We start from the raw sequence: 25633 nt of genomic DNA on the forward strand, positions 1-25633 counted from the left end.
ATGAATCCCCCCCTGCTCGAAGTCCACGGACTGAAAAAACATTTCGCCGCCGGTAGCACCACCGTCAAGGCCGTTGACGACGTCTCCTTCAGCATTGCCGAAGGCCAGACCCTGGGCCTGGTCGGCGAGTCCGGCTGCGGCAAGTCCACCACCGGACGCAGCGTGCTGCGCCTGATCGAGCCCACCGAAGGCAGCGTGCGCTTCATGGGCCAGGAAATCACCCTGCTGCCGGAGGCCGCCTTGCGCGCCATGCGCCGCCACATGCAGATGGTGTTCCAGGACCCCTACGCCTCGCTGAACCCGCGCATGAGCATCGGTGAAGTGCTGGAAGAACCACTCATCGTGCATGGCCTGCACGACCGCGCCACCCGCAAGCGCAAGGTAGCCGAGGCACTGGACATGGTGGGTCTGAACCCCGCCTATGCGGCGCGCCATCCGCACGAATTCTCCGGCGGTCAGCGGCAGCGCGTGGGCATCGCCCGCGCCATCATCACCCGCCCCAGGCTGGTGGTGGCCGACGAAGCCGTCTCGGCACTGGATGTCTCGATCCAGGCCCAGATCCTCAACCTGCTGCGTGAACTGCAGCAGGAACTGGGACTGACCTATCTCTTCGTCTCCCACGACCTGGCCGTGATCCGGCATGTGAGCGACACCATCGGCGTCATGTACCTGGGCCGCATGGTGGAGCTGGGCGCGCGCGAAGACATCTACGCCCGGCCCAGCCACCCCTATACCCAAGCCCTGCTCTCGGCCATCCCGCGTGAACACCCCCGCGAGCAGCGCCAGCGCATCGTACTGCAGGGAAGCATCCCCAATCCGGCCGCGCCGCCCGCCGGCTGCCACTTCCATCCACGCTGCCCGTCCTGCATGGATGTCTGCCAGCGCGAAGCGCCGACCCCGATCAAGCTCAGCCCCACCCATACCGTGGCCTGCCACCTGTATCGCTAAAATACGAACCTGACCCAAGAACGAGAGACCGCCATGCCCGCCTTCCCCGACTTCAGCAGCAACCACTATCCCTACCTCTCGCGCCGCAGCGCCGTCTATGCCCGGCGCGGCATGGTCGCCACCTCGCAGCCGCTGGCCGCGCAAGCCGGGCTGGAAGTCCTGCAGCGTGGCGGCAATGCCATCGACGCTGCCATCGCCGCGGCCGCCGCGCTGACGGTGGTGGAGCCGACCGCCAACGGCATCGGCGGCGATGCCTTTGCCCTGGTCTGGCATGGCGGCAAGCTGCATGGCCTCAACGCCAGCGGCCCGGCACCGCAATCGATCTCGGCCGACAAGCTCACCGGCGCCGGCCTGAAGGAAGTCCCCAAATACGGCGCCCTGCCGGTGACGGTACCCGGCACGCCCAGCGCCTGGGCCGCCATGGCCAAGCGCTTCGGCAAGCTGGCCCTCACCGATTCGATGGCCGGCGCCATCACCCTGGCGCAAGAAGGATTCCCGGTCTCGCCGATGGTGGCGCACGCCTGGCAGGTGGCACAACAGAACTTCCAGCGCGAATTCAAGGACGCCCATTTCCAGTCCTGGTTCGACACCTTCTGCATCGATGGCAAGGCGCCGCAAGCCGGCCAGCTATGGCGCTCCGCCGGCCATGCCGCAACCCTGCAATCCATCGCCGAGGACGGCGCCGAAGGTTTCTATCGCGGTGAACTGGCTGGCCGGATCGCCGCCTTCATCCAGCAAGCCGGCGGCTACATGCAAGCCTCCGACCTGGCCGCCTTCCAGCCGGAATGGGTGGACCCCATCGGCGTGAACTATCGCGGCTACGACGTCTGGGAAATCCCGCCCAATGGCCACGGCATGGTGGCCCTGATGGCGCTGAACCTGCTGAAGACCTACGACTTCTCCGAGCGCGACACCCTGGCCACCTACCACCGCCAGATCGAAGCCATCAAGCTGGCCTACGCCGATGGCCTGGCGCACATCGCCGACCCGGCCCACATGAAGGTGACGGTGGAGCAGTTGCTCTCCGACGCCTATGCCGACGAGCGCCGCAAACTCATCGGCGAACGCGCCACCCTGCCGGTGGCCGGCGACCCGTCACGCGGTGGCACGGTCTACCTGTGCACCGCCGACGCCGAGGGCAACATGGTGTCCTTCATCCAGAGCAACTACATGGGCTTTGGCTCCGGCCTGGTCGTGCCGGGTACCGGCATCGCCCTGCACAACCGAGGCAACAACTTCACCCTGGAAGCCGGCCATCCCAACGTGCTGGCGCCGGGCAAGCGCCCGTATCACACCATCATCCCCGGCTTCATGACGCGCAACGGCCAGGCGGTCGGCCCCTTCGGCGTGATGGGCGGCTTCATGCAGCCCCAGGGCCACGTGCAGATGGTGATGAACACGGTGGACTTCGGCCTCAACCCGCAGGCATCGCTGGACGCGCCGCGCTGGGAATGGGAAAAGGGCAACAAGGTCTCCATCGAACACAGCACCGCCGAACACCTGTTCCGCGGCCTGGGCGGGCTTGGTCACGAGGTTTCTTGGTCGGGCAACCAGTTGGGCTTCGGCCGTGGCCAGATCATCTGGCGCAATGACGAAGGCGTCCTGTGCGGCGGTACCGAACCGCGTACCGATGGCTGCGTGGCGGCCTGGTGAGGATGCGACCATCGTGAAGAGCGTGGCTGCCCCCTCCCCCATGCCGCTGTCGGCCGAGGCCATCGACGTGGCCGAGCCCGACGGCGACGATGCCCTGGTGCGCAGCGGCTCCCTGCCCGAGTATGTCTATGCCCAGCTACGGCAGGACATCTTCGACATGCGGCTGCTGCCCGGCGACCAGATCACCGAGACCGAAATCGCCGCCTACTTCAAGGTCTCCCGTACGCCGGTACGGCAAGCCCTGCAGCGCCTGCAGAACGATGGCCTGATGCAGGGCTACGTGCGCGGTGGCTGGGAGATCGTGCCGATCGATTTCAAGCGCTTTTCCGACCTCTATGAAATGCGCAAGCTCATCGAGACCCACGCCGTGCACCGCCTGTGCGCCCAGGCCGGCGACCAGAGCGTGCTGGCCGGCCTGCGCGCCTCCTGGTGCGTGCCGCAGCAGGCCCGCGAACTGGATGGACCCAAGGCCGCGCAGCTCGATGAAGTGTTCCACCAGACCCTGGTACGCGCAGCCGGCAATCAGGAGATGGCCGATACCTTCGACCGCCTCACTGACCGCATCCGCATCGTGCGCCGCCTGGATTTCCTCTATGGCGATTGCCTGCACTCGACCTACGAAGAACATGCCGCCATCCTCGACTGCATCGCTGCCGGCGATGGCGATGCGGCGCAACGACTGATGGGAGATCACATCGACGGCAGCCATGCCGAGGTCAATCAGATCACCCTGCACCGCCTGCACAGCGCCCGGGCGACTGCCACCACCAAACCACCGGCCTATGTATCGGTGCGGGTGCGGCGTTCGTTCTGACCACTGCTGCCCCTGCCTGAAAAGACGACGGCGCTGTGTTAGGCTTTCCGCTTCGTCATCAATCTACCGAGCGGGGAGACACGCATGAAAGTTGCAGTGATGGGCGCGGGAGCAGTGGGCTGTTATTTCGCCGGGATGCTGGCACGCGCCGGACATGAAGTGGTCCTGGTGGGCCGCCCCCAGCACGTGGAGGCCTTCAATACCCGTGGCCTGCGGCTGGAAGCCAAGACCTTCGATGAGACCATCCCCGTCAAGGCCAGCACTGATCCCGCCATTGTCGCCGGTGCCGAGCTGGTGCTGTTCTGCGTCAAGTCCCCCGATACCGAAACTGCCGGCGCGCAGCTGCGTCCCTACCTGGGTGCCGACACACTGGTGCTGACGCTGCAGAACGGTACCGACAATGCCGAGCGTCTGCGCACCGTGATCCCGCAACCGGTGTCGGCGGCGGTGGTCTACGTCGCTACCGAAATGGCCGGCCCCGGCCACGTCAAGCACCACGGACGCGGCGAACTGGTGATCGAACCGGCTGCCCGCAGCCGTGCAGCGGCCGATGCCCTGATCGCCGCCGGCGTGCCTACCGAGATTTCCGACAACGTGCGTGGCGCCCTGTGGCTGAAGCTGATCATCAACTGCGCCTACAACGCCCTCTCCGCCATCACGCAACTACCCTACGGCAAGCTGGTGGAAGGCGTGGGCGTGCCGGAGGTGATGGCCCACCTGGTGGCCGAATGCAAGGCCGTGGCCGCTGCCGAAGGCGTGACCCTGGCCGGCGACGTCGACACCGCCGTACGCAAGATCATCGAGACCATGCCCTCCCAGTTCTCCTCGACCGCGCAGGACCTGGCACGCGGCAAGCCCAGCGAAATCGACCATCTCAACGGCTTCATCGTCCAGCGCGGCCAGACCCATGGGCTGTCCACACCGGTCAACCTGACCGTGCATGCGCTGGTCAAGCTGATCGAGAGCAAGGTGAAGTGACCACGAGGGAAACCAGGAGCAAGATTTCAGCCGAATAGCCGGGCGTCGAACTGGAAGAGCTGCTTTTCCACGACCCTGACACCGGCCATCTGCGGATGCAGGGGATTGAGCAGGAGGTTGAAATCAGTGGGACTGACCACCGATGGCACCTTCATGACAAGCTGCTTCCCCTGCTCGATCCAGTGCTTCCCGATGGCCGTCGTGCTGGCCGGATCGCGGGTGATGTCGGACCAGTCCGGTGGCAGCTCCGGAACATAGGCCTTGCGCACCTCGGCCTGTGGCAACTCCAGCACGATCAGGTAGAAGTTGGCGCGTGGCATCAGTCCGGCCATGTGGACCAGGGATTGCAGCAGCGCCGTTGAAGCACTGCAGCAGGTATAGAGCACCCGCAGGCCACGTGGATTCCAGCGACCGCCACTCAAGGCCGCGCCATTGCCGGAAAGATCATCGGCCGCATAATCCCCCGGTTTTTCCTTGGCGAGCCGGTAAACACGGGTGACACTCAAGCCGCCACCCCGAAGGCGATACGGCTCAGGATATCGCGGACCCGGTCATAGCCCGGCTGCGTATCGAGTACCTCCAGCGGCGTCATGCCGCCCAGGGTGGCATTGGGACGACACATCCACTCCGCCGCCAGCGCTTCATCCTCGAAGACATCGGCTGCCTGTTCGCGGACGTAGAGCACGCGTGCGATGCGGTCCGATTCAGGCCCCGAGAGGCGTTCCTTGCGTGAAATCTTGCGCAGAATGGTCGAACTTGGCAGGCCCAGCCCGGCCAGCAGCGTCTGCAGGGGAACCTGCAACAGTTCCTTGGCAACGCGCTCGGCGATGATGGCCTCCATGCCATCGCGGATAGTCCGACCCTGGCTGATCGGGTCCATGCTGGCGAAACGTTCGAAATCATGCGGCCTGGCACCCAGGCCATGCGTCACTTTCGCGGAAGCGGATGCATGGACGGCGGCGGATCGTGTTGCCATAGTCAACCTCTCATTTGGTCAGTTTCACTCTCTCATCTTAGAACCTTCCCAAATGAGAGTCAACAAACTACCAAATGAGAAAGTCTAGCGCAGCATGGCCGACATCGCCGACAAACTGTTGAGCACGCGCACCGCATATTCCGCCGTGGGGGCATCGAACTCCACGGTGACGTTGTCGCTGCGCTCCAGGATGGGCAACTGGCTGAACAGGTCGGCCAGCGCCACGGACTGCACCTGCAGGCGACACCGCAGCGGTCCGTGCAGGGGCAGTACCGGCATCGATGCCGGTTGCGCCAGCAGGCTGGCCACCGCCTGCCGGGCGCGCTCCTCCAGCAACACGCAAGATTGTTGAGGGGTCAGCGAATCACCGCTGTTGGCGCCATAGGCCTTCTTGGTCTCGGCAAAGACCGCGTGGGGATACAGAGGCTGGTTTTCCTCGATGAAGGCATCGTCGCCGCTACCGAAGATGACCGGTACGCCGTGCTCGGCGGCCAGTGCACCATAGAGACCGGCCTCGCCCATCTCCTGCCCGCCCAGCCAGACCCGGGCAAAGGCAAAGCTGTTGGTGGTGTGCGCGAGGATGCCGCGTCCCTGGGCGCGTGAGTGGTAACCCACCAGCATCACGGCATCGATCTCCTGGTCCACGCCACCCATCATGCCCAGCACGCGTGGCTTGCCCAGCACCATGCGGGCCTGAGGATGCAGCAGGTCGGGCAGCAGATTGCGGAAGCCGCCATGGGAATCGTTGACCTTGATGCCGGTGGCGCCGGCCGCCAGGGCGCCGCGGATGACGGCGTTGGCTTCTTCGGTCATCCAGCGCCGGGCGCGTTCATATTCGCCGTTGCCGGCACGGGTCTGCTCGACGTGGAAAACCCCGGCGATACCTTCGATATCGACGGAAAGCAGAATGTTGGCGCGTTTGCCAGTCATGAAAATCTCGCTACGGTAAGTCGTTCAGTTCAATGCCGCCAGCCGCTCGCGCAGGCTGACGCGCACATGGCCGTCGCGCCCGTACACGGTCTCGGCGGCAAAGAGCGCATGGACGATGGCCTGCTCCACGCTGTCGGCAGCGGCATGGAACAGCGGATCCAGCAGATGATCGGCCAGCAGCGCCAGGTGCACGCACTCGGCCTCGGCCTCGATCTGCTGCGCGGTCGAAAACGCCAGGGCGATGTCGCCGCTGCCGTGCCCATAGGCCGATCCGGTACGCGCCAGCCCGGCGCCGGCCCGTACGGCCAGGCGCTTCAACTGACGCGCATCCAGCGGCGCATCGGTGGCCAGGAGGATGATGATGGAGCCCTTCTCGGGGGCGGCATCCGGCGGCTCTGCGGCGGCCAGGCGCGCACCCAGCAGATCGCCGGCCAGGATCAGCTCGGACAGGCGACCGAAGTTGGACAGCACCAGTGCTCCCACGGTGAAGCCCTGCCCGGCCGTGCCGACCGCCGCCAGGCGGGAAGCCGTCCCGATCCCGCCCTTCAGGCCGAAGCTGGACATGCCGCGCCCGGCGCCCACCGAACCTTGTGCCACCTCAGATGAAACTGCCTGCAGGGCCGCATCGAAATGCGCCGGCTGCACTGCCATCGCCTGCAGGTCGTTGAGATAACCGTCATTGCATTCCAGCACCAACGGATTGACCGTGGGCAGGCTGCGCCCGCATTGCGGGTTGGCGCGCAGGGTGTGGGCGATCTGGGCGTTGAGCAGCGTGCCGACGGCGAAGGTATTGGACAGCGCAATCGGCGTCTCCAGCAGGCCCAGTTCTTCCAGTTGCACCAGTCCGGCACTCTTGCCGAAGCCGTTGATGACCGCCGCGGCCGCCGGCAAGCGGTGGGTGAACAGGTTGCCACCATGCGGCGCAATCACGGTCACGCCGGTCTGCACCGGGCCGTCATCGAGGGTGCAATGACCGACGGTCACCCCGGCCACGTCGGTGATGCTGTTACGTGGGCCAGCAGCAAGCCGGCCAATGTGCGGCAGGGGCGACATAGGCGACCTCGTCACAAGCGGCAGGCCCAGCGCCATCAACGCTGATCGATCTTGGGATCGAGCGCGTCACGCAGGCCATCGCCCAGCAGGTTGAAAGCCAGCACGGTGAGGAAGATGGCGATGCTGGGCACCAGCGCCACGTGCGGCGAGGTCACCATGTCGGCGCGGGCTTCGTTCAACATCAGGCCCCACTCCGGCGTGGGCGATTGCGCACCCAGGCCGAGGAAGGATAGCCCTGCGGCGGTGATGATGGAGGTGCCGATGCGCATGGTGAAATACACCACGATGGCCGAGATGGTGCCGGGGAAGATGTGCTTCCACATGATGGTGGTATCGGACGCACCGATGCTGCGGGTAGCCTCGATATAGGTCAGGTTCTTCAATTGCAGGGTATTGCCGCGCACCAGGCGGGCAAAGGCCGGGATGCTGAACACCGACACCGAGATGATGACGTTGATCATGCCGCCCCCCAGGATGGCGACGATGCCGATGGCCAGCAGGATGCCGGGGAAGGCGAACAGCACGTCGCAGATGCGCATGGTGATGCGGTCCCACCAGCCCTCGTAGTAGCCGGCCAGCAGGCCGAAGACGGTACCGATCACGGCACCGATGGCCACCGAGAAGAAACCCGAGGCCAGCGAGATGCGTGCGCCCATCAGGATGCGGCTGAAGATGTCGCGACCCAGCGAGTCGACGCCGAACCAGTGGGTCCAGGTCGGTGGCGAGTTCAGCGCATCGTAGTCGAAGAAGTTCTCGGCATCGAACGGCACGATCCAGGGCGCCAGGATGGCGACCAGGATCAGCAGCAGGATGAACACGCCGGCATAGACAGCCAGGCGCTGCTTCTTGAACTTGCGCCAGAATTCGCGCCACGGAGTGCGGATCTTCTGGCCGGAGGCCGTGACCGCGGCGGGATCGGGCGGCGACAGGGGCGCGCCGGTTTCGGAGGTGCTTGCCAGAGGCGAATTGGAGAGCGACATGATTCCCCTCACTTGAAACGGATGCTGGGGTTGATCACGGCATACAGCACGTCCACCACCAGGTTGATGAAAATGAATTCCAGCGAGAACAACAGGATCTCGGCCTGGATGATGGGGTAGTCACGCATTTCGACCGCGTCCACCAGCAGGCGTCCCATGCCCGGCCAGTTGAAGACCACCTCGACCAGGATCGAGCCACCCAGCAGGAAGCCGAACTGCAGGCCCATCATGGTCACCACCGGAATCAAGGCATTGCGCAGGCAGTGCTTGATGACCACCACCGTCTCGGTCAGGCCCTTGGCGCGGGCGGTGCGGACGAAGTCTTCCTGCAGGATCTCGATGAAGGAGGAGCGGGTAAAGCGCGCCATCACCGCCGCCACCGCTGCGCCCAGCGTGATCGAGGGCAGGATGTAGTGGCGCCAGGTGTCGTCGCCCACGGTGGGCAGCCAGCCCAGTTCCACCGAGAACACCTGCATCAGCAGGATGCCCAGCGAGAAGGCCGGGAAGGAAATGCCGGATACCGCCAGCGTCATGCCCAAGCGATCCGGCCACTTGTTGCGCCATACCGCCGAGGAAATGCCGATGACCAGGCCGAAGATCACGGCCCAGATCATGGCCACGATGGTCAGCCACAGCGTCGGCCAGAAGCGCGCGCCGATCTCTTCGGAAACCGGGCGCTTGCTGCGGATGGAGGTGCCGAAGTCGCCCTTGGCGGCATTGACGAAGAAATTCACGAACTGCTCGGGCAAGGGCTTGTCCAGGCCGAGGTCGGCGCGCACCAGCGCAACCGTCTTGTCGTCGGCTTCGGGGCCGGCCGCCAGGCGTGCCGGATCGCCCGGCAACAAGTGCACGAACAGGAATACCAGGACCGCCACCAGCAGCAGCGTGGGAATCAGGCCTAACAGGCGTTTGATGACAAAGGAAAACATGATGCTCTCTGAATAAGGCCGCTCGTCGCCGATGGATCGGACCCTTCTTGTTGCGCGATGGACCAGGCGTCCATCGAAGAATGCAAGCGGCGGCGCGCTCCTGCTGCGCCGCCGCTTGGTGCTGCCTGCTTACTTCGTCAGTTCGATGTTCTCGAATTCAATCGCCTGGTCAGGCATCACATAGACGCCCTTGAGGTTCTTGTTGCGCGCGTACAGCAGCTTTTCGGTCACCAGGAAGGCCCACGGTGCATCCTTCCAGATTTCCTGCTGGGCATCCTTGTACAGGGCTTCCTTTTCCTTGCGATCGGTCAGGGTCAGGGCCTTGGCGATGTCGGCGTCGACCTTGTCGTTCTTGTAGTAGGCGGTGTTGTACAGGCGCGGCGGCATGGCTTCGGAAGCCAGCAGCGGACGCAGTGCCCAGTCGGCTTCACCGGTCGAGGACGACCAGCCGATGTAGAGCAGACGCACCGGCGCGGTGGCCGGATCTTGCCAGCTTTCCACGCGTTCCACGCGCTGGCCGGACTCCAGGGCCTGGATCTTGGCCTTGATGCCGACCTGCGCCAGTTGCTGCTGCAGGAACTGGATGATCTTCAGTGCCGTGCTGTGCGTGTAGGCCGACCACAGTTCGGTCTCGAAACCATTTGGATAACCGGCTTCGGCCAGCAGGGCCTTGGCCTTCTTCACGTCATAGGGCCAGGGACCGGTCTTGAAGGCATAGTCCACGCCCTGCGGTACCACGCCTTCCATCGGCGAGGCATAGCCGTTGAAGGCTACCTTCACCAGTGCCTGCTTGTTGATGGCGTAGTTGATGGCTTCGCGCACCTTCGGGTTGTCGAAGGGCTTCTGCTTGGTATTCATCGACATGTAACGCTGGATGATGGACGGTGCAGCCACCACATCCAGGTTGGACTTGCTCTTCAACAGATCGGCCTGCTCGTAGGGCAGCGGATAGGTGAATTGCGCCTCGCCGGTCTGCATCATGGCCGAGCGGGCGTTGTTGTCGACCACCGGCTTCCAGATGATCTCGTCAACCTTGGGGTAGCCCGGCTTCCAGTAACCATCGAATTTCTCGACCTTGACGTAGTCGGTCTGCTTCCACTCGACGAACTTGAAGGGACCGGTGCCGACCGGGTGGAAGGCGATGTCCTTGTTGCCGTACTGCTTCAGCGCAGCCGGCGAAATCATCACCGCCGACGGGTGGGCCAGCACGTTGATGAAGGCCGAGAACGGCTCCTTGAGCACGATCTTGACGGTGTAGTCATTCAGGATTTCGGTCTTGGCGATACGGTTGAAGAGGTTGTAGCGCTTCAACTTGTTGTCCGGGTTGGTGACGCGGTCGAACACGGCCTTCACGGCGTCGGCCTTGAACACGGTACCGTCCTGGAACTTCACGCCCTGCTTGAGGCGGATGGTGTATTCCAGACCGTCCTTGCTCACCAGGTAGCCTTCGGCCAGCACCGGAATGAGCTTCATGTCCTTGTCGAAACCGAACAGGCCCTGGTAGAAGGACTTGGCCATGGACAGCGAGAGCGTGTCGTTGGCGTCGTAGGGGTCCAGCGTGGTGAAGGTGGAATACACCGCCAGCGTCACGGTCTTGGCCGCGAACGCATGCGTCGCTGCAAATTGCAGGGTGGTGCCCAGGGCGCCGACGGCGAGCCATTTGGCAATCTTCATTCCCTTCCGGGCTGCTGTGGTAGTCATGTAGTCTCTCCTGATCAGTAAAGCGAGGTTGGTACGACGTAGTGGGGATTACTGCACTGAAGCATTTACAACATGGAAACCCGCCCGCGCTCAGAAAGCGCCGGCAATACGGTGCTGGGCCACGAAGTGCCCGGGAGCCACTTCCTTCAATGGCTCCACCTTGGGCTCATCGCCCACCAGCCGGATCGGGCTGGGAATTTCATCGGTCAGCAGTTTCTTGCCCGGCTGGCGCAAGGTCGGATCGGCCACCGGCACGGCCGCCATCAGCTTGCGCGTGTAGGGATGCTGCGGATTCTCGAAGATCGCGCGACGCGGGCCGATCTCCACGATCTGGCCCAGGTACATCACCGCCACCCGGTGGCTGATGCGCTCCACCACGGCCATGTCATGCGAGATGAAGATGAAGGAGATGCCCAGCTCGGCCTGCAGGTCCAGCATCAGGTTGACGATCTGGGCCTGGATCGACACGTCCAGCGCCGACACCGATTCGTCAGCGATGACGATCTTGGGGTTCAGGGCCAGGGCGCGGGCGATGCAGATGCGCTGGCGCTGACCGCCCGAGAATTCATGCGGATAGCGCTGCCCATGTTCCGGCGTGAGGCCCACGCGGGTCAGCAGTGCATCCACGCGTTCCTGGGCGCCCTCCTTCATGCCGTGCACCAACATCGGCTCCATGATGGAGTAACCGACCGTCATGCGCGGATCGAGGGACGCGAACGGATCCTGGAAGATGAACTGGATATCGCGCCGCAACTGGCGCAGCTCGGTGCGCGGCAATTGCGCCAGGTCGCGGCCACCGAATTCGACGCGGCCACCGGAGATATCGACCAGGCGCAACAGCGAGCGACCGGTGGTGGACTTGCCACAGCCGGATTCACCGACGATGGCCAGGGTCTCGCCGGCAAACAGGTCGAAGCTGACCTTTTCCACCGCATGCACACGCTGCTTGACGCGACCGAAGATGCCGCTCTTCACATCGAAGCGGGTGGTCAGGTCGCGCACCTTGAGGATGGGCTGGCGCTGGGCGGCGATCTCCTGCTGGGTCTGCAGCTCGCTGGCGATCAGGTCGGGGCGCACCTCGGCCTGTGGCGCGATACCGAAACGCAGCGGCATATCGGTACCGCGCATGGAGCCCAGGCGCGGCACGGCGGCCAGCAGGGAACGGGTATAGGGATGGCTGGGCGCGGCGAAGAGCGGCTCGACGGCGTTTTCTTCCACCTTCTCGCCACGGCACATGACCACCACGCGGTCGGCCACTTCGGCCACCACACCCATGTCGTGGGTGATGAAGATCACGCCCATGTGCATCTCTTCCTGCAGGGAGCGGATCAGCTGCAGGATCTGCGCCTGGATGGTCACGTCCAGGGCCGTGGTCGGTTCGTCGGCGATCAACAGCGAAGGCTTGCAGGACAAGGCCATGGCGATCATCACGCGTTGCCGCATGCCGCCCGACAACTGGTGCGGATGGCGGCCCAGCACGCGCCTGGCCTCGGGGATCCGCACCATCTCCAGCATGCGCAGCGCCTCGGCCTGGGCGGCGGCGCGGCTCATGCCCTGGTGCAGGCGGATCGATTCGGCGATCTGTTCACCGACGGTGAAGACCGGGTTCAGCGAGGTCATCGGTTCCTGGAAGATCATGGCGATCTCGGCGCCCCGGATGCCGCGCATGGTGGCATTGTCGGCCTGGGCCAGATCAAGCCTCTGGCCGCTGCGGCGCAGGAACTGCATGCTGCCGCCGACGATCTTGCCGCCACCGTGTTCGATCAGGCGCATGATCGCCAGCGAGGACACCGACTTGCCCGAACCCGATTCGCCCACGATGGCCAGGGTCTCGCCCTGGTCCACATGGAAGGACAGGTCGCGCACCGCATCCACCGTCCGCTCGGAAGTGGCGAAGCGGACGTTGAGGTGGCTGACATCGAGCACGCGTTGTGACTGTTGCATCTTGATTCTCTCCTGCTCGGCCGACTCAGGCCGGTGCTGCGTAAATGTCGGTGACCGGCGCCAGCTCGCCGCAGCCATAGGCGCGGTACATGCCTTCGGTATTGAACGGCAGGGCCAGGTTGCCCTGGGCATCGATGGCGATCACGCCACCGCGTCCACCGACCTTGGGCAAGGTATCGAACACCACGGCGCGGCTGGCGTCTTCCAGCGACTGCCCGGCATAGGCCATGCGCGCGCCGATGTCGTAACAGGCCACGGTGCGCATGAAGGCCTCACCGGTGCCGGTGGCCGAGACTGCCACGGTGGCGTTGTTGGCATAGCAGCCGGCACCGATGATGGGTGAATCACCCACCCGGCCAGGCTGCTTGTTGGTGATGCCGCCGGTGGAAGTGGCCGCAGCCAGGTTGCCGAACTGGTCCAGCGCCACCGCGCCGACGGTGCCGAACTTGTGGTCGGGGTCGATGGGCTCGATAGGCTCGATAGGCTCAACAGGGGCAACAGTCGCGGCGGTCTTTTCAGCGAAGGCGAAGGAGGAGGCGTCATGGTCCAGCATGGCCCGCGACTGACCGCGCACGCGCAACCATTGCTCGTGCCGGGCATCGGTATGGAAATAGTCGGGCGCGACCGTAGCCACGCCGTTGCGGGCGGCAAAGGCTTCGGCTGCGGGGCCGACCAGCAGCACGTGTTCACTCTTTTCCATCACGGCGCGGGCGGCCAGCACCGGGTTGCGCAGATGGGTGACACAGGCCACCGCGCCGGAAGCCAGGTCGGCGCCATTCATGACGCAGGCATCCAGCTCGTGCCGGCCTTCACTGGTATAGACAGCGCCATGGCCGGCGTTGAACAGCGGACAGTCTTCCAGCAGGCGCACCGCTTCGGTCACCGCTTCCAGCGCCGAGCCACCGGCGTTCAATACGGCCTGGCCGGCGGCCACGATCTCGGCCAGCGCCTGGTGATAGCGGGCCTCGTCCTCTGCGCTCAACGAGGCGCGGGTGATGGTGCCAGCGCCGCCATGGATGGCAATTACCGGAGTGGTCATGCTTTGGTCTTTCCTTTGTTGAGAGCGGCGGCCCTGGCCGGCTTGGCGACAGGCGTCATCGCCGGACGCTGGTGCTGTTGCGGCAGGTACAGCCAGGGCAGGACGAATTCGGCCATCTGCGAAGCGGCCTGCACCGAGCGCCGGGCGCGGTGGGCTACTGCATCGCACAGGGCCTGGATCAGGATCAGCGCAGCCGCATCCGAAGTGGGTGACAGCTTGCGATCGGTCTGGGCATAGATCGTGACATCGGCCAGCGGTACCAGCGGCGAGCCGGGGGTATCGGTGATGGCCAGGATACGGGCGCCCTTCTCTACTGCGCGCTGGGTCAGCCAGACGGTATCGGCGGCATAGCGCGGAAACACCATCGGGATCACCAGGTCGCGGCTGTCGAGCTTGAAGAACTGCCGGCCCGCCTGCGAAGGCCCACCGGCCAGTGCCACCGAGGACACGGTGCGCACATAGGGTTCCAGCGCATGCGCCATCAGGCCGGCCAGGTAGGCCGAGGCACCGAACCCGGTGATGAAGATACGTTCGGCAGCGAGGATCATGTCTACCGCCTGCTCGCAGTGCTCGGGCGTGAGCATGCGGCGCGTGGCATCGATATTGTGGATGTCGCTGTCGAAGGCGGCGGCCATGATCTCGGCACTGGTGGCAGCGCGTTGTACTTCGTCGCGCAGCTTTTCCACCGGCGCCAGCGTGGTGGCGAAGTCCGCCACCAGGGCAGCACGGAAGGAGGCGTAGCCATCAAAGCCCAGTGCGTGGGCAAAGCGGTTGGCGGTGGCCACCGAGATACCGGCGGCTTCGGAGAGCTCATCGATGGTCATGGTGGCCGCGCGGAAGGGGTTGCCGAGCACGTAGTCGGCGGTCTTGCGGTGCGACTTGGACAACTGCGGATACAGCTTGCCCACGGCCTGCGCGACCGCGCCGGCGCCCTGCAAGCTGATGTTCTTCGGTTGTTGTGTCACCGTCCGCCACCCCGTCTTCACTGAAGAAACTGCCCCATCCCCGCAAACGATCCAAATCATTTATTTGATTTATTTCTTTTGCCGGACGTGCTGCCTCACCCATTGTTATCATGTCGCGGGACTTGTCACTCCGACCAGCCCAGGCGCGAAAAATGTAAATATATTTTCATTTCAATCCGGAGTAAAGAAAAAATACTTTCAAATTCCGAATATCGATATAACGCACCAGAAGCACGCGAGTTGCACCACGAAATGCACCAGATGTGCGCCGAACGGCAACCGCTTTATTGCGCAGCGCACCAAAAATGACAACGGGAGTTGGCACGCCCTGGCGATAAAATACGCCTCTTCCCTACGCCCTGCTCGTCATGAATATCCGCTTCCTCGAAACCTTCGTCTGGCTGGCCCGGCTGCGCAATTTCCGGCTCACCGCCGAACGCCTGCATACCACCCAGGCCGCCGTCTCCAGCCGCATCGCCTCGCTCGAACAGGACTTCGGCGTGCGCCTGTTCGATCGCAGCGCGCGCGAGGTGGCACTCACCGCCGACGGCAGCAAGGCGCTGGTGTATGCCGAGCGCATGGTCAAGCTCATGCGCGAGATGAAGGACGACATGTCCGACCGCGAGGTCTATGCCGGCGTGATACGCATCGGCGTGATCGAATCCATCGTCCATAGCTGGTTCCCCGATTTCCTGGGACGGCTGCACAAGACCTTTCCACGCCTGCAGATCGAGATCGTCAGCGATACCACCATCCACCTGCACGAGCAGTTCAGCAAAAGCAACCTGGATCTGGTGCTGCAGGCCGAGCCGGTGATCGGTCCGCAGGTCAGCAATATCGCCCTGTGCGAATTCCCCATGCGTTGGGTCGGCAGTCCCAAGCTCGACATCGGCAGCGAGACCCTGTCGCTGGCCGACCTGGCGGCCTTTCCGATCATCAGCTTCGCCCGCAATTCCGGCCCGCATGCGGTGATCGAGCGCCTGTTCTCGGGCAGCGCGCGCAGCGAACGCACGCTGCATATCAATTGCATCGCCTCGGTGGCCACCATGATCCGGCTGGCCACCGACGGCTTCGGCATCACTGCCGTGCCGCCGGCCATCATCCAGCGCGAACTCAACGAAGAAAGCCTGCACCTGCTGCGGGTCGATACCGAGTTCCCGGCCCTGGCACTGATCGCCTGCTTCCGCTCGGACCATGAGAATCCCCTGACCGAAACCGTGGCCCGCATCGCCCAGGAAACCGCGTCCGACTTCGCACTCAATTGGGGCCACGAGATCGCCCGCCTGCCGGCGCCGCTCAACTGAGTCCGGCGCAATACCGCGCCGCAGCTGGATCAGCATCCACAGCGACGGCATGCGGTGCAGCACCATCCTGAAGCAGCCGCCGCCCCGCTTTTGCTCATAAGATTTTTCAATCAAAGCCGTTCAGATTTTCTTGTTGGACAGCGCCCGCCCCGCATCCCCATACTTATTTAAGACCGGTGCCTTCGGGCCACAACAACAGCATGGCCGGTCCTGCTTGCCCATCCTTGCACCCAGTCCATCCCATGCCGAACACAGCACGGCGCCGCCACGCGGACGCCGGCACCACTTGAGGAGGTTTTCATGTCTTATTCCCCATCCGCCGCCGCCACGGCGGCGGTATCTGCAGGCGCGGCATCCAGCATGGATGTCACCTATCGCAAGATCGCCTGGCGCCTGATCCCGTTCCTGGTCTTCCTGTTCGTGCTGGCCTGGATCGACCGCGTCAACGTCGGCTTCGCCAAGCTCCAGATGCTGCAGGACCTGCAGTTCTCGGAAGCCGTCTACGGCCTGGGGGCGGGCATCTTCTTCATCGGCTACTTCCTGTTCGAAGTCCCCAGCAACCTGTTGCTGGAAAAGATCGGCGCCCGCAAGACGCTGGCCCGCATCACCATCCTGTGGGGCCTGGCCTCGATGGCGATGGCCTACGTCACCACGCCCACCAGTTTCTACATCCTGCGCTTTTTGCTGGGCATCTTCGAGGCCGGATTCTTCCCCGGCGTGGTGCTGTACCTGACCTACTGGTTCCCGGCGCAGCGCCGCGCCCGCGTCAATGGCCTGTTCATGACCTCGTTCGCCATCGCCGGTGCGGTCGGCGGTCCGATTGCCGGCCTTATCATGAGCAGCATGGAAGGCGTGGGTCACCTGGCGAACTGGCAGTGGCTGTTCATCATCGAGGGCATCCCTTCCCTGCTGGCTGGCTTCGCCGTGCTGGCCTGGCTGCCGGAAAAACCCGCCAACGCAAAGTGGTTGAGCGATGCCGAGAAAAGCGCCGTCACCCAGGTACTGGCTGCCGAAAACAGCGCACCGGGCAAGCACTTCTCCTTCAAGGACGCCTGCAGCAACTACCGCGTCTGGATCTGCGCCGCCGTGTACTTCTGCGTGGTCAGCGGCAACGCCACCATCGCCTTCTGGGCGCCGTCCATCATCAAGGAAATCGGCGTCAAGGGTAATCTGCAGATCGGCCTGATCTCGGCCATCCCCTTCGTGGCCGGCACCCTGGCCATGATCTGGAACGGCTTCCACTCCGACAAGACCGGCGAACGCCGCATGCACAGTGCCATCGCCACACTGATCGCCTCTATCGGCCTGATCGCCACCGGCATGACCCTGGGCAACGCCACCCTGGCCCTGTGCTCGCTGACACTGGCCGCGGTCGGCATCCTGGCCGCCTTCCCGGTGTTCTGGTCGATTCCCGGTGCCTTCCTGGCCGGCACGGCAGCCGCGGGCGGCATCGCGCTGATCAACTCCATCGGCAACCTGGCCGGCTTCGTGGCGCCCTACATGATCGGCGCGTTGAAGACCAGCACCGGGTCGCTGTCCTCGGGTCTGTACTTCGTGGCGGCACTGGAATTCCTCGCCAGTTTCCTGGTGGTGGTGTTCGTCAGGAAGCACTGACACCCTACTGAACCCTCTCCCCCAAGCGCAGTGCGCATCACCCTTGAATCACCTGCAGGATAGACATCATGAAGCTGACCTTTACCCTCCCCGACCAATCCCCCCTCCAGGCCGATATCGACACGCTGGTCATCGCCGGCTGGGCCGGCCGCGACATGGCGGCCATCGAGCATCACATCGAAGAACTGGAAGCCCTGGGCATCTCCCGCCCCAGCGCGGTGCCGCTGTTCTACCGCGTCTCGGCCAACCAGCTGTCCCAAGCCGAACAGGTGCAGGTACTGGGCGAGGCCTCCTCCGGCGAAGTCGAGACCTTCGTCTTCAATGCCGGCGGCGAACTGTATGTCTCCATCGCCTCCGACCACACCGACCGCAAGCTGGAAGCCCATAGCGTGGCCTTTTCCAAGCAGGCCTGCGTCAAGCCGGTAGGCGCTGCCGCCTGGAAGCTGTCGGACGTGGCCGACTACTGGGACGAGCTGGTGATCCGCTCCTGGATCGAAGAAGACGGCGCCACCGTGCTGTACCAGGAAGGTCCGCTGGCCTCGCTGCGCACCCCGTCCGACCTGATCGCCCGCTTCACCGACGGCAGCGCGACCCTGCCCGAGGGCTGCGGCATGACCTGCGGCACGGTGGGCGCCATCGGCGGCATCCGTGCGGCGGCTTCCTTTACGATGGAGCTCTACGATCCACGCCGTCAGCGTGCGCTGCGCCATCACTATGTCGCGCAGTCGCTGGCCGAAGTCGCCTGATCCCGTGGCCAGCCTTGCTGGCCATTTTTGTCTGATGCGGCAAGCAATGCGATACTGCCGGCTTGACTGGCCTTGTTATTCTTGTCGCCTTTATCGCTGCAACGCCCCTGCCGACCACCTCATTACTTCACCATGCCGAGCACACTTTCCCAATTGGCCGCCGACCTTGATGCCGGCCGCATCACTTCCCTGCAACTGACCGAACAGGCCCTGGCCCGCATCGCCGACCCGGCCGGCGAAGGCGCGCGCGTCTTCACCAGCGTCTATGCCGACCAGGCGCGTGCAGCCGCCCGTGCCTCCGACACCTTGCGCGCCGCCGGACTGTGCCGCTCGCCGCTGGAAGGCGTACCGGTCTCGGTCAAGGACCTGTTCGACGTGGCCGGTGAAACCACCCTGGCCGGCTCCGTGGTGCTGCGCGGCAAGCCGGTCGCCAGGACCCATGCCGAGGTGGTGCAGAAGCTGATCAAGGCGGGCGCCATCGTCATCGGCAAGACCAACATGACCGAGTTCGCCTATTCCGGCCTGGGCATCAATCCGCACTACGGCACCCCGCAAAACCAGTGGGAGCGCGGCGTCGAAGGGGGTCGCATTCCCGGCGGCTCGTCCTCCGGCGCGGCCATCTCGGTGACCGATGGCATGGCCTTTGCCGCCGTGGGCTCGGACACCGGCGGTTCGGTGCGCATCCCCTCGGCACTGAATGGCCTGACCGGCTTCAAGCCGACCGCCGCGCGGGTCTCCATGGAAGGCGTGCTGCCGCTGTCGGCCTACCTGGATTCGATCGGCCCGCTGGCGGCTTCGGTGGCGTGCTGCGCCATCATGGACGCCGTGCTGGCCGGTGAAGCCTATCGCCCGCTGCCTGCCCATCCGCTGCGCGGCCTGCGTCTGCTGGCACCCACCAATGTCGTGCTCGATGGCATGGACGAGAGCGTGGCCAAGGCCTACCGTGCCGCCCTGTCCCGGCTCACGCAAGCCGGCGCGGTGGTGGTGGAGGAAGAAGTCCCCGCCTTCAACCACTTGGCCGCCATCAACAGCAAGGGTGGCTTCACCGCCGCCGAGGCCTATGCCTGGCACCGCGCCCTGATTGCCGAAAACGCCGCCGGCTACGACCAGCGCGTGGTCTCGCGCATCCTGCGCGGCAAGGACATGAGCGCGGCCGACCTGCTGGATGTGCTGCACGCGCGCGCCCCCTGGATCGCCGAGGTCGAGGCACAACTGGCCGGCTACGATGCGCTGGTGATGCCCACCGTCCCCATCGTCGCACCGCGCATTGCCGAGCTGCTGGCCAGCGACGACGCCTATTACGGCGCCAACGGCAAGATGCTGCGCAACCCTACGCTGATCAACTTCCTCGATGGCTGCGCGGTCTCCCTGCCCTGCCATGCCGAAGGCAGCGCACCGGTGGGCCTGTCGCTGGCGGCTCCCGGTGGCCAGGACCGGCGGCTGCTGTCCATCGCCCTGGCGGTGGAGGGTTTGCTGGCCCGCTGAAATCCGGCGAACTTGCAATCCAACAAGGCCTGTGCATGCACAGGCCTTTTTCGTTGCCACATTTAAATGCAAATTTAGCGGCATTTAAGCGCAGTTATGCGCAAGTCCTACCCGGAAGGGAACATTTCGACGCCCCGGACGCCGAATCCCTGGAATTTTCATTAGAATGCGCTTTTGCAGCGCAAGATGGCCCCTGCGACGGGGCTGCAGCGCTGGGCAAACAGAGATAGAACAACCCTCCGGCATCAGCCACGACCACTCATCTGCATGGCAACCAAAAAAACATCCCCGTCCGATTACAGTGAATCATCGATCCGTGTCCTCAAGGGACTGGAGCCGGTCAAGCAGCGTCCGGGCATGTACACCCGCACCGAGAACCCGCTGCACATCCTCCAGGAAGTGATCGACAACGCCTCCGACGAAGCGCTGGGCGGCTACGGCAAGAGCATCATCGTCACCTTGAACGCCGACGGCAGCGTCAGCGTGGAAGATGACGGCCGCGGCATCCCGGTCGGTCTGCACCCGGAAGAAAAGGTCCCCACCGTCGAGATCGTGTTCACCCGCCTGCACGCGGGTGGCAAGTTCGACAAGGGCTCCGGCGGCGCCTATGCCTTCTCGGGTGGTCTGCACGGCGTGGGCGTGTCGGTCACCAATGCCCTGGCCACGCGCCTCGAAATCACGGTCTGGCGCGAAGGCGGCGTGCATACGCTGGCCTTCTCCGGCGGCGAGGTCATCGAGCAGCTCCAGTCGCGCCCCGCCACCCGCGAAGACAAGAAATCCGGCACCCGCGTCACGGTCTGGCCTGACGCCAAGTACTTCGACTCGCCCACCATTCCGCTGGGCGAGCTGCAACGCCTCTTGCGTTCCAAGGCGGTGCTGCTGCCAGGCGTGAAGGTGACCTTCACCAATGCCAGGAGCGGCGACAGCCAGAGCTGGCAATACGACCAGGGCCTGCGTGGCTACCTGATGGAACAGCTGGCCCAGAGCGGCAGCGGCGAGACCCTGATCCCGCTGTTCGAGGGCGAGCAGTTCGCCGGCAAGGATGCCGAAGGTTTTGCCGAAGGCGAAGGTGCCTCCTGGGTGGTGGCCTGGACCGAGGAAGGCGCGGTGGTGCGCGAGTCCTACGTCAACCTGATCCCCACCTCCAATGGTGGCACCCATGAATCGGGCCTGCGCGAAGGCCTGTTCTCGGCCGTGAAGAGCTTCGCCGAGATGCACTCGCTGCTGCCCAAGGGCGTCAAGCTGCTGGCCGAGGACGTGTTTGCCCGGGTCTCCTTCGTGCTTTCTGCCAAGGTGCTGGACCCGCAGTTCCAGGGTCAGATCAAGGAGCGCCTCAACTCCCGCGACGCCGTGCGCCTGGTGGCCGGCTATTCCCGCCCGGCGCTGGAGCTGTGGCTGAACCAGCACGTCGAGTATGGCAAGAAGCTGGCCGAGCTGGTCATCAAGCAAGCCCAGAGCCGTCTGCGTTCGGCGCAGAAGGTCGAGAAGAAGAAGTCTTCCGGCGTGGCCGTGCTGCCGGGCAAGCTGACCGATTGCGAATCCTCGGATGTCTCGCGCAACGAAATCTTCCTGGTCGAGGGCGACTCCGCCGGCGGTTCGGCCAAGATGGGCCGCGACAAGGAATTCCAGGCCATCCTGCCCTTGCGCGGCAAGGTCTTGAATGCCTGGGAGACCGAGCGCGACCGCCTCTTCGCCAACAATGAAATCCACGACATCGCGGTGGCCATCGGTGTCGATCCGCATGGCATCAACGACAGCCCCGACCTCTCCGGCCTGCGCTACGGCAAGATCTGCATCCTCTCGGATGCGGACGTGGACGGCTCGCACATCCAGGTGCTGCTCTTGACGCTGTTCTTCCGCCACTTCCCCAAGCTGATCGAGAACGGCAACATCTGCGTGGCGCGCCCGCCGCTGTATCGGGTGGATGCCCCGGCACGCGGCAAGAAGCCGGTGCAGAAGCTCTACGCCCTGGACGATGGCGAACTGGAAGCCATCGAAGACAAGCTGCGCAAGGATGGCTTGAAGGAAGGCGCCTGGAGCATTTCCCGCTTCAAAGGCCTGGGCGAGATGAATGCCGAACAGCTGTGGGAAACCACCATGAATCCGGACACCCGCCGCCTGTTGCCGATCGGCTTCGGCGAGCCGGGCGTGCAGACCTCGGAAGAGCGTTTCAACATGCTCATGGGCAAGGGCGAAGCCGCCTCCCGCCGCGCCTGGATCGAAGAGCACGGCAACGAAGCCGAAGCCGATATCTGACATGGTCGCCCGCTCCTCCCGCCTGTTGCCCACCGTTCGCGCTGCCCTGCTGGGCGTGACGGTGCTGCTGTGCGCGAGCGCGGGTACGGCACAGGCGCAACAGATGGTGCGCTACACCGATGCCGATGGCATGCAGCACATGCGGGTGGAAGCGGACGAGGGCAACAAGGACGGCAGCAAGGATGGCAACAGCCGCAAACCCCGTACCATCGTGTACCGGTACACCGACGCCGATGGCGCAGTCCACTTCTATGCCCAGACCCTGGACGACCCCGACAAGCTCATGGCCAGCAGCGCCTCGCTGCTGAACCATCCGGGCAGCAAGGAAGCCATCACACCAGCCGATCCGCCCTTCGTGCGCACCATGCTCGCGCATCGCGATGCGCGCAAGTACGACAGCCTGCTCAGCGAAGCGGCCGGCGAGTTCGGCCTGGATGCAGCTCTGCTCAAGGCGGTCATGACGGCCGAATCCGGCTTCAATGCCGGTGCCGTGTCCAGCAAGGGCGCCATCGGCCTGATGCAGATCATGCCCGATACCGCAGAACGCTACGGCCTGCAGGGCGACCGCCGCAAGAGCCTGCACCAGAAGCTGGTCGATCCAAAGATCAACATCCGCCTGGCCGCACGCTACCTGCGTGACCTGATGGGCATGTTCCCGCAGCACGTGGAACTGGCGATCGCTTCCTACAATGCCGGCGAAGGCACGGTGCAGAAATACGGCAACAAGATCCCCCCCTATCCCGAGACCCAGGGCTATGTGCGGCTGGTGTCGCGCTTCTATGAGCTGTATCGCCCGCCCGGCGCGATGCGTGTGGCTGCCGGCGAGCGCAGCCCCGGCCAGGCCCACCTCAAGGTGACGCTGCCGCCACGCGAGCCCGCCACCGCCAACGATTAACCCTGTCCACCACGACGACAACAAGAACTGTTCCATGACCGATCAACCGACCCTGTTTGACCCAGTCCCGGCCGCCCCCGATGGCGAATCGCTGACGCTGTCCACCTTCGCCGAGCGCGCCTATCTCGATTACGCGATCTCGGTGGTCAAGGGCCGCGCCCTGCCCGACGTGGCCGACGGCCAGAAGCCAGTGCAACGCCGCATCCTCTACGCGATGAACGAGCTCTCGCTCAACAGCGCCGCCAAGCCGCGCAAGTCGGCGGCGGTGGTCGGCGATGTGCTGGGCAAGCTGCACCCGCACGGCGACCAGTCGGTGTACGACGCGCTGGTGCGCATGGCCCAGGATTTCTCGCTGCGCTATCCGCTCATCGACGGCCACGGCAACTTCGGTTCGCGCGATGGCGATGGCGCCGCGGCGATGCGCTACACCGAAGCGCGCCTGACGCCCATCAGCAAGCTGCTGCTCGATGAAATCGACATGGGCACCGTGGAATTCCAGCCCAACTACGACGGGTCCACCGAAGAGCCGCGCCTGCTGCCGGCACGCCTGCCCTTCCTGCTGTTGAACGGCGCCTCCGGCATCGCCGTGGGCATGGCCACCGAAATCCCTTCGCATAACCTCACCGAGGTGGCCAAGGCGGCGGTGGCGATGATCCGCAACCCCAAGATCACCCATGCCGAACTGATGGAACTGGTCCCCGGCCCGGACTTCCCCGGTGGCGGCCAGATCATCACCCCGGCCGCGACCATCGCCGAGATGTACCAGAGCGGCCGGGGCAGCCTCAAGGTGCGCGCCCGCTGGAAGATCGAAGACCTGGCGCGCGGCCAGTGGCAGGCGGTGATCACCGAACTGCCGCCGGGCGTGTCCTCGCAGCGTGTGCTGGAAGAGATCGAAGAACTCACCAACCCCAAGCTCAAGCTGGGCAAGAAGTCGCTCACGCCCGAGCAGCAAACGCAGAAGGCCACCCTCCTCGGCCTGCTCGACGCCGTGCGCGACGAGTCCGGCCGCGAGGCGCCGGTACGCCTGGTGTTCGAACCCAAGTCCAAGAACCAGGACCAGACCGAGTTCATGAACACGCTGCTGGCCCAGACCTCGCTGGAAACCAGCGCATCGCTGAACCTGGTGATGATCGGCGGCGATGGCCGTCCGCGCCAGAAGAACCTGACCGACATCCTCAGCGAGTGGATCAGTTTCCGCTTCGAGACCGTGACCCGCCGCACGCAATTCCGCATGCAGAAGGTCAACGACCGCATCCACATCCTGGAAGGCCGGGAAGCGGTGCTCTTGAACATCGACAAGGTCATCAAGATCATCCGCGAGTCCGACGAACCCAAGCCGGCCCTGATCGAGGCCTTCAGGCTGTCGGACCGCCAGGCCGAAGATATCCTGGAAATCCGCCTGCGCCAGCTGGCCCGCCTGGAAGCCATCAAGATCCAGCAGGAACTGGCCGAACTGCGAAACGAAAAGACCTCGCTGCAAGACCTGCTGGACAATCCGGCGTCGATGAAAAAGCTGGTCATCAAGGAAATCGAAGGCGACGCCAAGACCTATGGCGACGCCCGTCGCACCATCATCGAGGAAGCCGAACGCGCCACCTTCGAACAGAAGGTGATCGATGAACCGGTCACCGTCATCATCTCGCAGAAGGGCTGGGTGCGCGCCCGCACCGGCCACGGCCACGACGCCACGCAATTCACCTTCAAGGCAGGCGACAGCCTGTACGGCGCCTTCGAATGCCGCACCGTGGACAACCTGCTGGCCTTCGGCTCCAACGGCCGGGTCTACACCATCGCTGTGAGCGCCCTGCCCAATGCACGCGGTGATGGCGTGCCGGTGACCACGCTGATCGAACTGGCCAGCGGCAGCAGCATCCTGCACTACTTCGCCGGCCCGGCCGACACCACGCTGCTGCTGGCCTCGGATGCCGCGGCCGGCTTCATCGCCAAGGCCTCCGACATGTTCGGCCGGGTCAAGGGCGGCAAGAGCTTCTTCACGCTGGACGAAGGCGCCCTGCCCCTGGCACCGCGCGCAGTCGCTGCCGACGCCAGCGCCGTGGCCTGCGTCTCGGGCAATGGCCGTCTGCTGGTGTTTGGCCTGGACGAGATGAAGACCCTGTCTTCCGGCGGCCGTGGCGTGAACCTGATGGAGCTGGAGAAAAACGAAAAGCTGATCGGCGCACAAGCCATCAGCCAGAAGGGCGTGGTGGTCGAAGGCACCGGCAATGTCGGCAAAGCCAAGGAAATCGCCCTCTCGGCCGCGTCGCTGGGCGTGCATATCGGCAAGCGGGCGCGCAAGGGCAAGGCGCTGGAGTCGCGGATCAAGGTGACGGGGCTGCGCCCACAAGTCTGAGGCACGGCCTGGCGTTGTTGAGATATCGCCCTCTGCGCATGTTGTGCAGGGGGCGATTTTGTATTCAAATCTC

Annotated in this window: 21 protein-coding genes; 11 read left to right on the plus strand and 10 right to left on the minus strand. The window is 64.5% G+C overall.

Annotated features, from left to right (window positions below):
• From I5R65_RS03980 to I5R65_RS03995, 4 genes are all read left to right on the plus strand, one after another.
• Positions 1 to 948 carry an ABC transporter ATP-binding protein gene (locus I5R65_RS03980; RefSeq protein WP_180667588.1) on the plus strand — a complete coding sequence of 316 codons (948 nt, stop codon included), beginning with the start codon at positions 1 to 3 and terminating at the stop codon, positions 946 to 948.
• Positions 949 to 981: 33 nt separating this feature from the next.
• Positions 982 to 2601, plus strand: coding sequence for a gamma-glutamyltransferase family protein (locus I5R65_RS03985; RefSeq protein ID WP_180667587.1), 1620 nt, complete (start codon positions 982 to 984; stop codon positions 2599 to 2601).
• Between the two features lie 13 nt (positions 2602 to 2614).
• Entirely contained in the window at positions 2615 to 3415 is an 801-nt protein-coding gene (locus tag I5R65_RS03990; RefSeq protein ID WP_180667586.1) for a GntR family transcriptional regulator, read from the plus strand.
• Between the two features lie 84 nt (positions 3416 to 3499).
• Positions 3500 to 4393 (plus strand): ketopantoate reductase family protein, encoded by an 894-nt coding sequence (locus I5R65_RS03995; RefSeq protein ID WP_180667585.1) that lies wholly within the window; start codon positions 3500 to 3502, stop codon positions 4391 to 4393.
• A 26-nt stretch (positions 4394 to 4419) separates the two neighbouring features.
• On the opposite strand, the gene I5R65_RS04000 is transcribed toward I5R65_RS03995, so the two are convergent.
• The 10 genes from I5R65_RS04000 to I5R65_RS04045 form a co-directional block, all read right to left on the minus strand.
• Positions 4420 to 4899, minus strand: coding sequence for an RES family NAD+ phosphorylase (locus I5R65_RS04000; protein WP_180667583.1), 480 nt, complete (start codon positions 4897 to 4899; stop codon positions 4420 to 4422).
• Positions 4896 to 5369, minus strand: a complete 474-nt coding sequence (locus I5R65_RS04005; RefSeq protein ID WP_180667581.1) for an antitoxin Xre/MbcA/ParS toxin-binding domain-containing protein — start codon at positions 5367 to 5369, stop codon at positions 4896 to 4898. The genes I5R65_RS04000 and I5R65_RS04005 overlap by 4 nt, the downstream gene beginning before the upstream one ends.
• A gap of 84 nt (positions 5370 to 5453) precedes the next feature.
• The gene (locus I5R65_RS04010) at positions 5454 to 6299 is read right to left on the minus strand and encodes a M55 family metallopeptidase (protein ID WP_180667579.1); all 846 of its coding nucleotides are present in this window, start codon (positions 6297 to 6299) and stop codon (positions 5454 to 5456) included.
• 24 nt (positions 6300 to 6323) lie between these two features.
• Positions 6324 to 7352, minus strand: coding sequence for a P1 family peptidase (locus tag I5R65_RS04015; RefSeq protein WP_180667578.1), 1029 nt, complete (start codon positions 7350 to 7352; stop codon positions 6324 to 6326).
• Positions 7353 to 7387: 35 nt separating this feature from the next.
• Complete coding sequence (gene gsiD, locus I5R65_RS04020; RefSeq protein ID WP_231395046.1) at positions 7388 to 8332, minus strand: glutathione ABC transporter permease GsiD; 945 nt, start codon at positions 8330 to 8332, stop codon at positions 7388 to 7390.
• 8 nt (positions 8333 to 8340) lie between these two features.
• The gene (gene gsiC, locus I5R65_RS04025) at positions 8341 to 9261 is read right to left on the minus strand and encodes a glutathione ABC transporter permease GsiC (RefSeq protein ID WP_180667576.1); all 921 of its coding nucleotides are present in this window, start codon (positions 9259 to 9261) and stop codon (positions 8341 to 8343) included.
• Positions 9262 to 9390: 129 nt separating this feature from the next.
• Entirely contained in the window at positions 9391 to 10962 is a 1572-nt protein-coding gene (gsiB, locus tag I5R65_RS04030) for a glutathione ABC transporter substrate-binding protein GsiB (RefSeq protein WP_180667574.1), read from the minus strand.
• Between the two features lie 90 nt (positions 10963 to 11052).
• A complete protein-coding gene (locus tag I5R65_RS04035) occupies positions 11053 to 12906 on the minus strand; it encodes a dipeptide ABC transporter ATP-binding protein (RefSeq protein WP_180667573.1) in 1854 nt (617 codons plus the stop codon).
• A gap of 25 nt (positions 12907 to 12931) precedes the next feature.
• A complete protein-coding gene (locus I5R65_RS04040) occupies positions 12932 to 13945 on the minus strand; it encodes an isoaspartyl peptidase/L-asparaginase family protein (protein WP_180667571.1) in 1014 nt (337 codons plus the stop codon).
• Positions 13942 to 14910: a MurR/RpiR family transcriptional regulator gene (locus I5R65_RS04045; protein WP_180667570.1), complete on the minus strand. Its 969-nt coding sequence runs from the start codon at positions 14908 to 14910 to the stop codon at positions 13942 to 13944. The genes I5R65_RS04040 and I5R65_RS04045 overlap by 4 nt, the downstream gene beginning before the upstream one ends.
• A 368-nt stretch (positions 14911 to 15278) precedes the next feature.
• On the opposite strand from I5R65_RS04045, the gene I5R65_RS04050 reads away from it, so the two are divergent.
• The 7 genes from I5R65_RS04050 to parC all read left to right on the plus strand — a co-directional run bounded on the left by I5R65_RS04050 (position 15279) and on the right by parC (position 25560).
• Positions 15279 to 16214, plus strand: a complete 936-nt coding sequence (locus I5R65_RS04050) for a LysR family transcriptional regulator (protein ID WP_180667568.1) — start codon at positions 15279 to 15281, stop codon at positions 16212 to 16214.
• Positions 16215 to 16514: 300 nt separating this feature from the next.
• Positions 16515 to 17828: an MFS transporter gene (locus tag I5R65_RS04055; protein ID WP_180667566.1), complete on the plus strand. Its 1314-nt coding sequence runs from the start codon at positions 16515 to 16517 to the stop codon at positions 17826 to 17828.
• 68 nt (positions 17829 to 17896) lie between these two features.
• A complete protein-coding gene (locus I5R65_RS04060; protein ID WP_180667565.1) occupies positions 17897 to 18574 on the plus strand; it encodes a DUF2848 domain-containing protein in 678 nt (225 codons plus the stop codon).
• Positions 18575 to 18706: 132 nt separating this feature from the next.
• The gene (locus I5R65_RS04065) at positions 18707 to 20059 is read left to right on the plus strand and encodes an amidase (RefSeq protein WP_180667563.1); all 1353 of its coding nucleotides are present in this window, start codon (positions 18707 to 18709) and stop codon (positions 20057 to 20059) included.
• Between the two features lie 267 nt (positions 20060 to 20326).
• Entirely contained in the window at positions 20327 to 22315 is a 1989-nt protein-coding gene (locus I5R65_RS04070; protein ID WP_180667561.1) for a DNA topoisomerase IV subunit B, read from the plus strand.
• Position 22316: 1 nt separating this feature from the next.
• Positions 22317 to 23210, plus strand: coding sequence for a lytic transglycosylase domain-containing protein (locus tag I5R65_RS04075; protein WP_180667560.1), 894 nt, complete (start codon positions 22317 to 22319; stop codon positions 23208 to 23210).
• Positions 23211 to 23244: 34 nt separating this feature from the next.
• On the plus strand, positions 23245 to 25560 hold the full coding sequence (gene parC / locus I5R65_RS04080) for a DNA topoisomerase IV subunit A (protein WP_180667558.1): 2316 nt from the start codon (positions 23245 to 23247) through the stop codon (positions 25558 to 25560).
• Positions 25561 to 25633 lie beyond the last annotated feature (73 nt).

This window comes from Herbaspirillum sp. AP02, assembly GCF_015767275.1.
Taxonomy (GTDB): domain Bacteria; phylum Pseudomonadota; class Gammaproteobacteria; order Burkholderiales; family Burkholderiaceae_D; genus Herbaspirillum.

What these genes read in the sequence shown, in the direction of transcription:
- I5R65_RS03980 (WP_180667588.1), top strand. Translation starts at nt 1, where the DNA reads ATGAATCCCCCCCTGCTCGAAGTCCACGGACTGAAAAAACATTTCGCC.
- I5R65_RS03985 (WP_180667587.1), top strand. Translation starts at nt 982, where the DNA reads ATGCCCGCCTTCCCCGACTTCAGCAGCAACCACTATCCCTACCTCTCG.
- I5R65_RS03995 (WP_180667585.1), top strand. Translation starts at nt 3,500, where the DNA reads ATGAAAGTTGCAGTGATGGGCGCGGGAGCAGTGGGCTGTTATTTCGCC.
- I5R65_RS04005 (WP_180667581.1), bottom strand. Translation starts at nt 5,369, where the DNA reads ATGGCAACACGATCCGCCGCCGTCCATGCATCCGCTTCCGCGAAAGTG.
- I5R65_RS04010 (WP_180667579.1), bottom strand. Translation starts at nt 6,299, where the DNA reads ATGACTGGCAAACGCGCCAACATTCTGCTTTCCGTCGATATCGAAGGT.
- I5R65_RS04015 (WP_180667578.1), bottom strand. Translation starts at nt 7,352, where the DNA reads ATGTCGCCCCTGCCGCACATTGGCCGGCTTGCTGCTGGCCCACGTAAC.
- gsiD (WP_231395046.1), bottom strand. Translation starts at nt 8,332, where the DNA reads ATGTCGCTCTCCAATTCGCCTCTGGCAAGCACCTCCGAAACCGGCGCG.
- gsiC (WP_180667576.1), bottom strand. Translation starts at nt 9,261, where the DNA reads ATGTTTTCCTTTGTCATCAAACGCCTGTTAGGCCTGATTCCCACGCTG.
- gsiB (WP_180667574.1), bottom strand. Translation starts at nt 10,962, where the DNA reads ATGACTACCACAGCAGCCCGGAAGGGAATGAAGATTGCCAAATGGCTC.
- I5R65_RS04035 (WP_180667573.1), bottom strand. Translation starts at nt 12,906, where the DNA reads ATGCAACAGTCACAACGCGTGCTCGATGTCAGCCACCTCAACGTCCGC.
- I5R65_RS04040 (WP_180667571.1), bottom strand. Translation starts at nt 13,945, where the DNA reads ATGACCACTCCGGTAATTGCCATCCATGGCGGCGCTGGCACCATCACC.
- I5R65_RS04050 (WP_180667568.1), top strand. Translation starts at nt 15,279, where the DNA reads ATGAATATCCGCTTCCTCGAAACCTTCGTCTGGCTGGCCCGGCTGCGC.
- I5R65_RS04055 (WP_180667566.1), top strand. Translation starts at nt 16,515, where the DNA reads ATGTCTTATTCCCCATCCGCCGCCGCCACGGCGGCGGTATCTGCAGGC.
- I5R65_RS04060 (WP_180667565.1), top strand. Translation starts at nt 17,897, where the DNA reads ATGAAGCTGACCTTTACCCTCCCCGACCAATCCCCCCTCCAGGCCGAT.
- I5R65_RS04065 (WP_180667563.1), top strand. Translation starts at nt 18,707, where the DNA reads ATGCCGAGCACACTTTCCCAATTGGCCGCCGACCTTGATGCCGGCCGC.
- I5R65_RS04070 (WP_180667561.1), top strand. Translation starts at nt 20,327, where the DNA reads ATGGCAACCAAAAAAACATCCCCGTCCGATTACAGTGAATCATCGATC.
- I5R65_RS04075 (WP_180667560.1), top strand. Translation starts at nt 22,317, where the DNA reads ATGGTCGCCCGCTCCTCCCGCCTGTTGCCCACCGTTCGCGCTGCCCTG.
- parC (WP_180667558.1), top strand. Translation starts at nt 23,245, where the DNA reads ATGACCGATCAACCGACCCTGTTTGACCCAGTCCCGGCCGCCCCCGAT.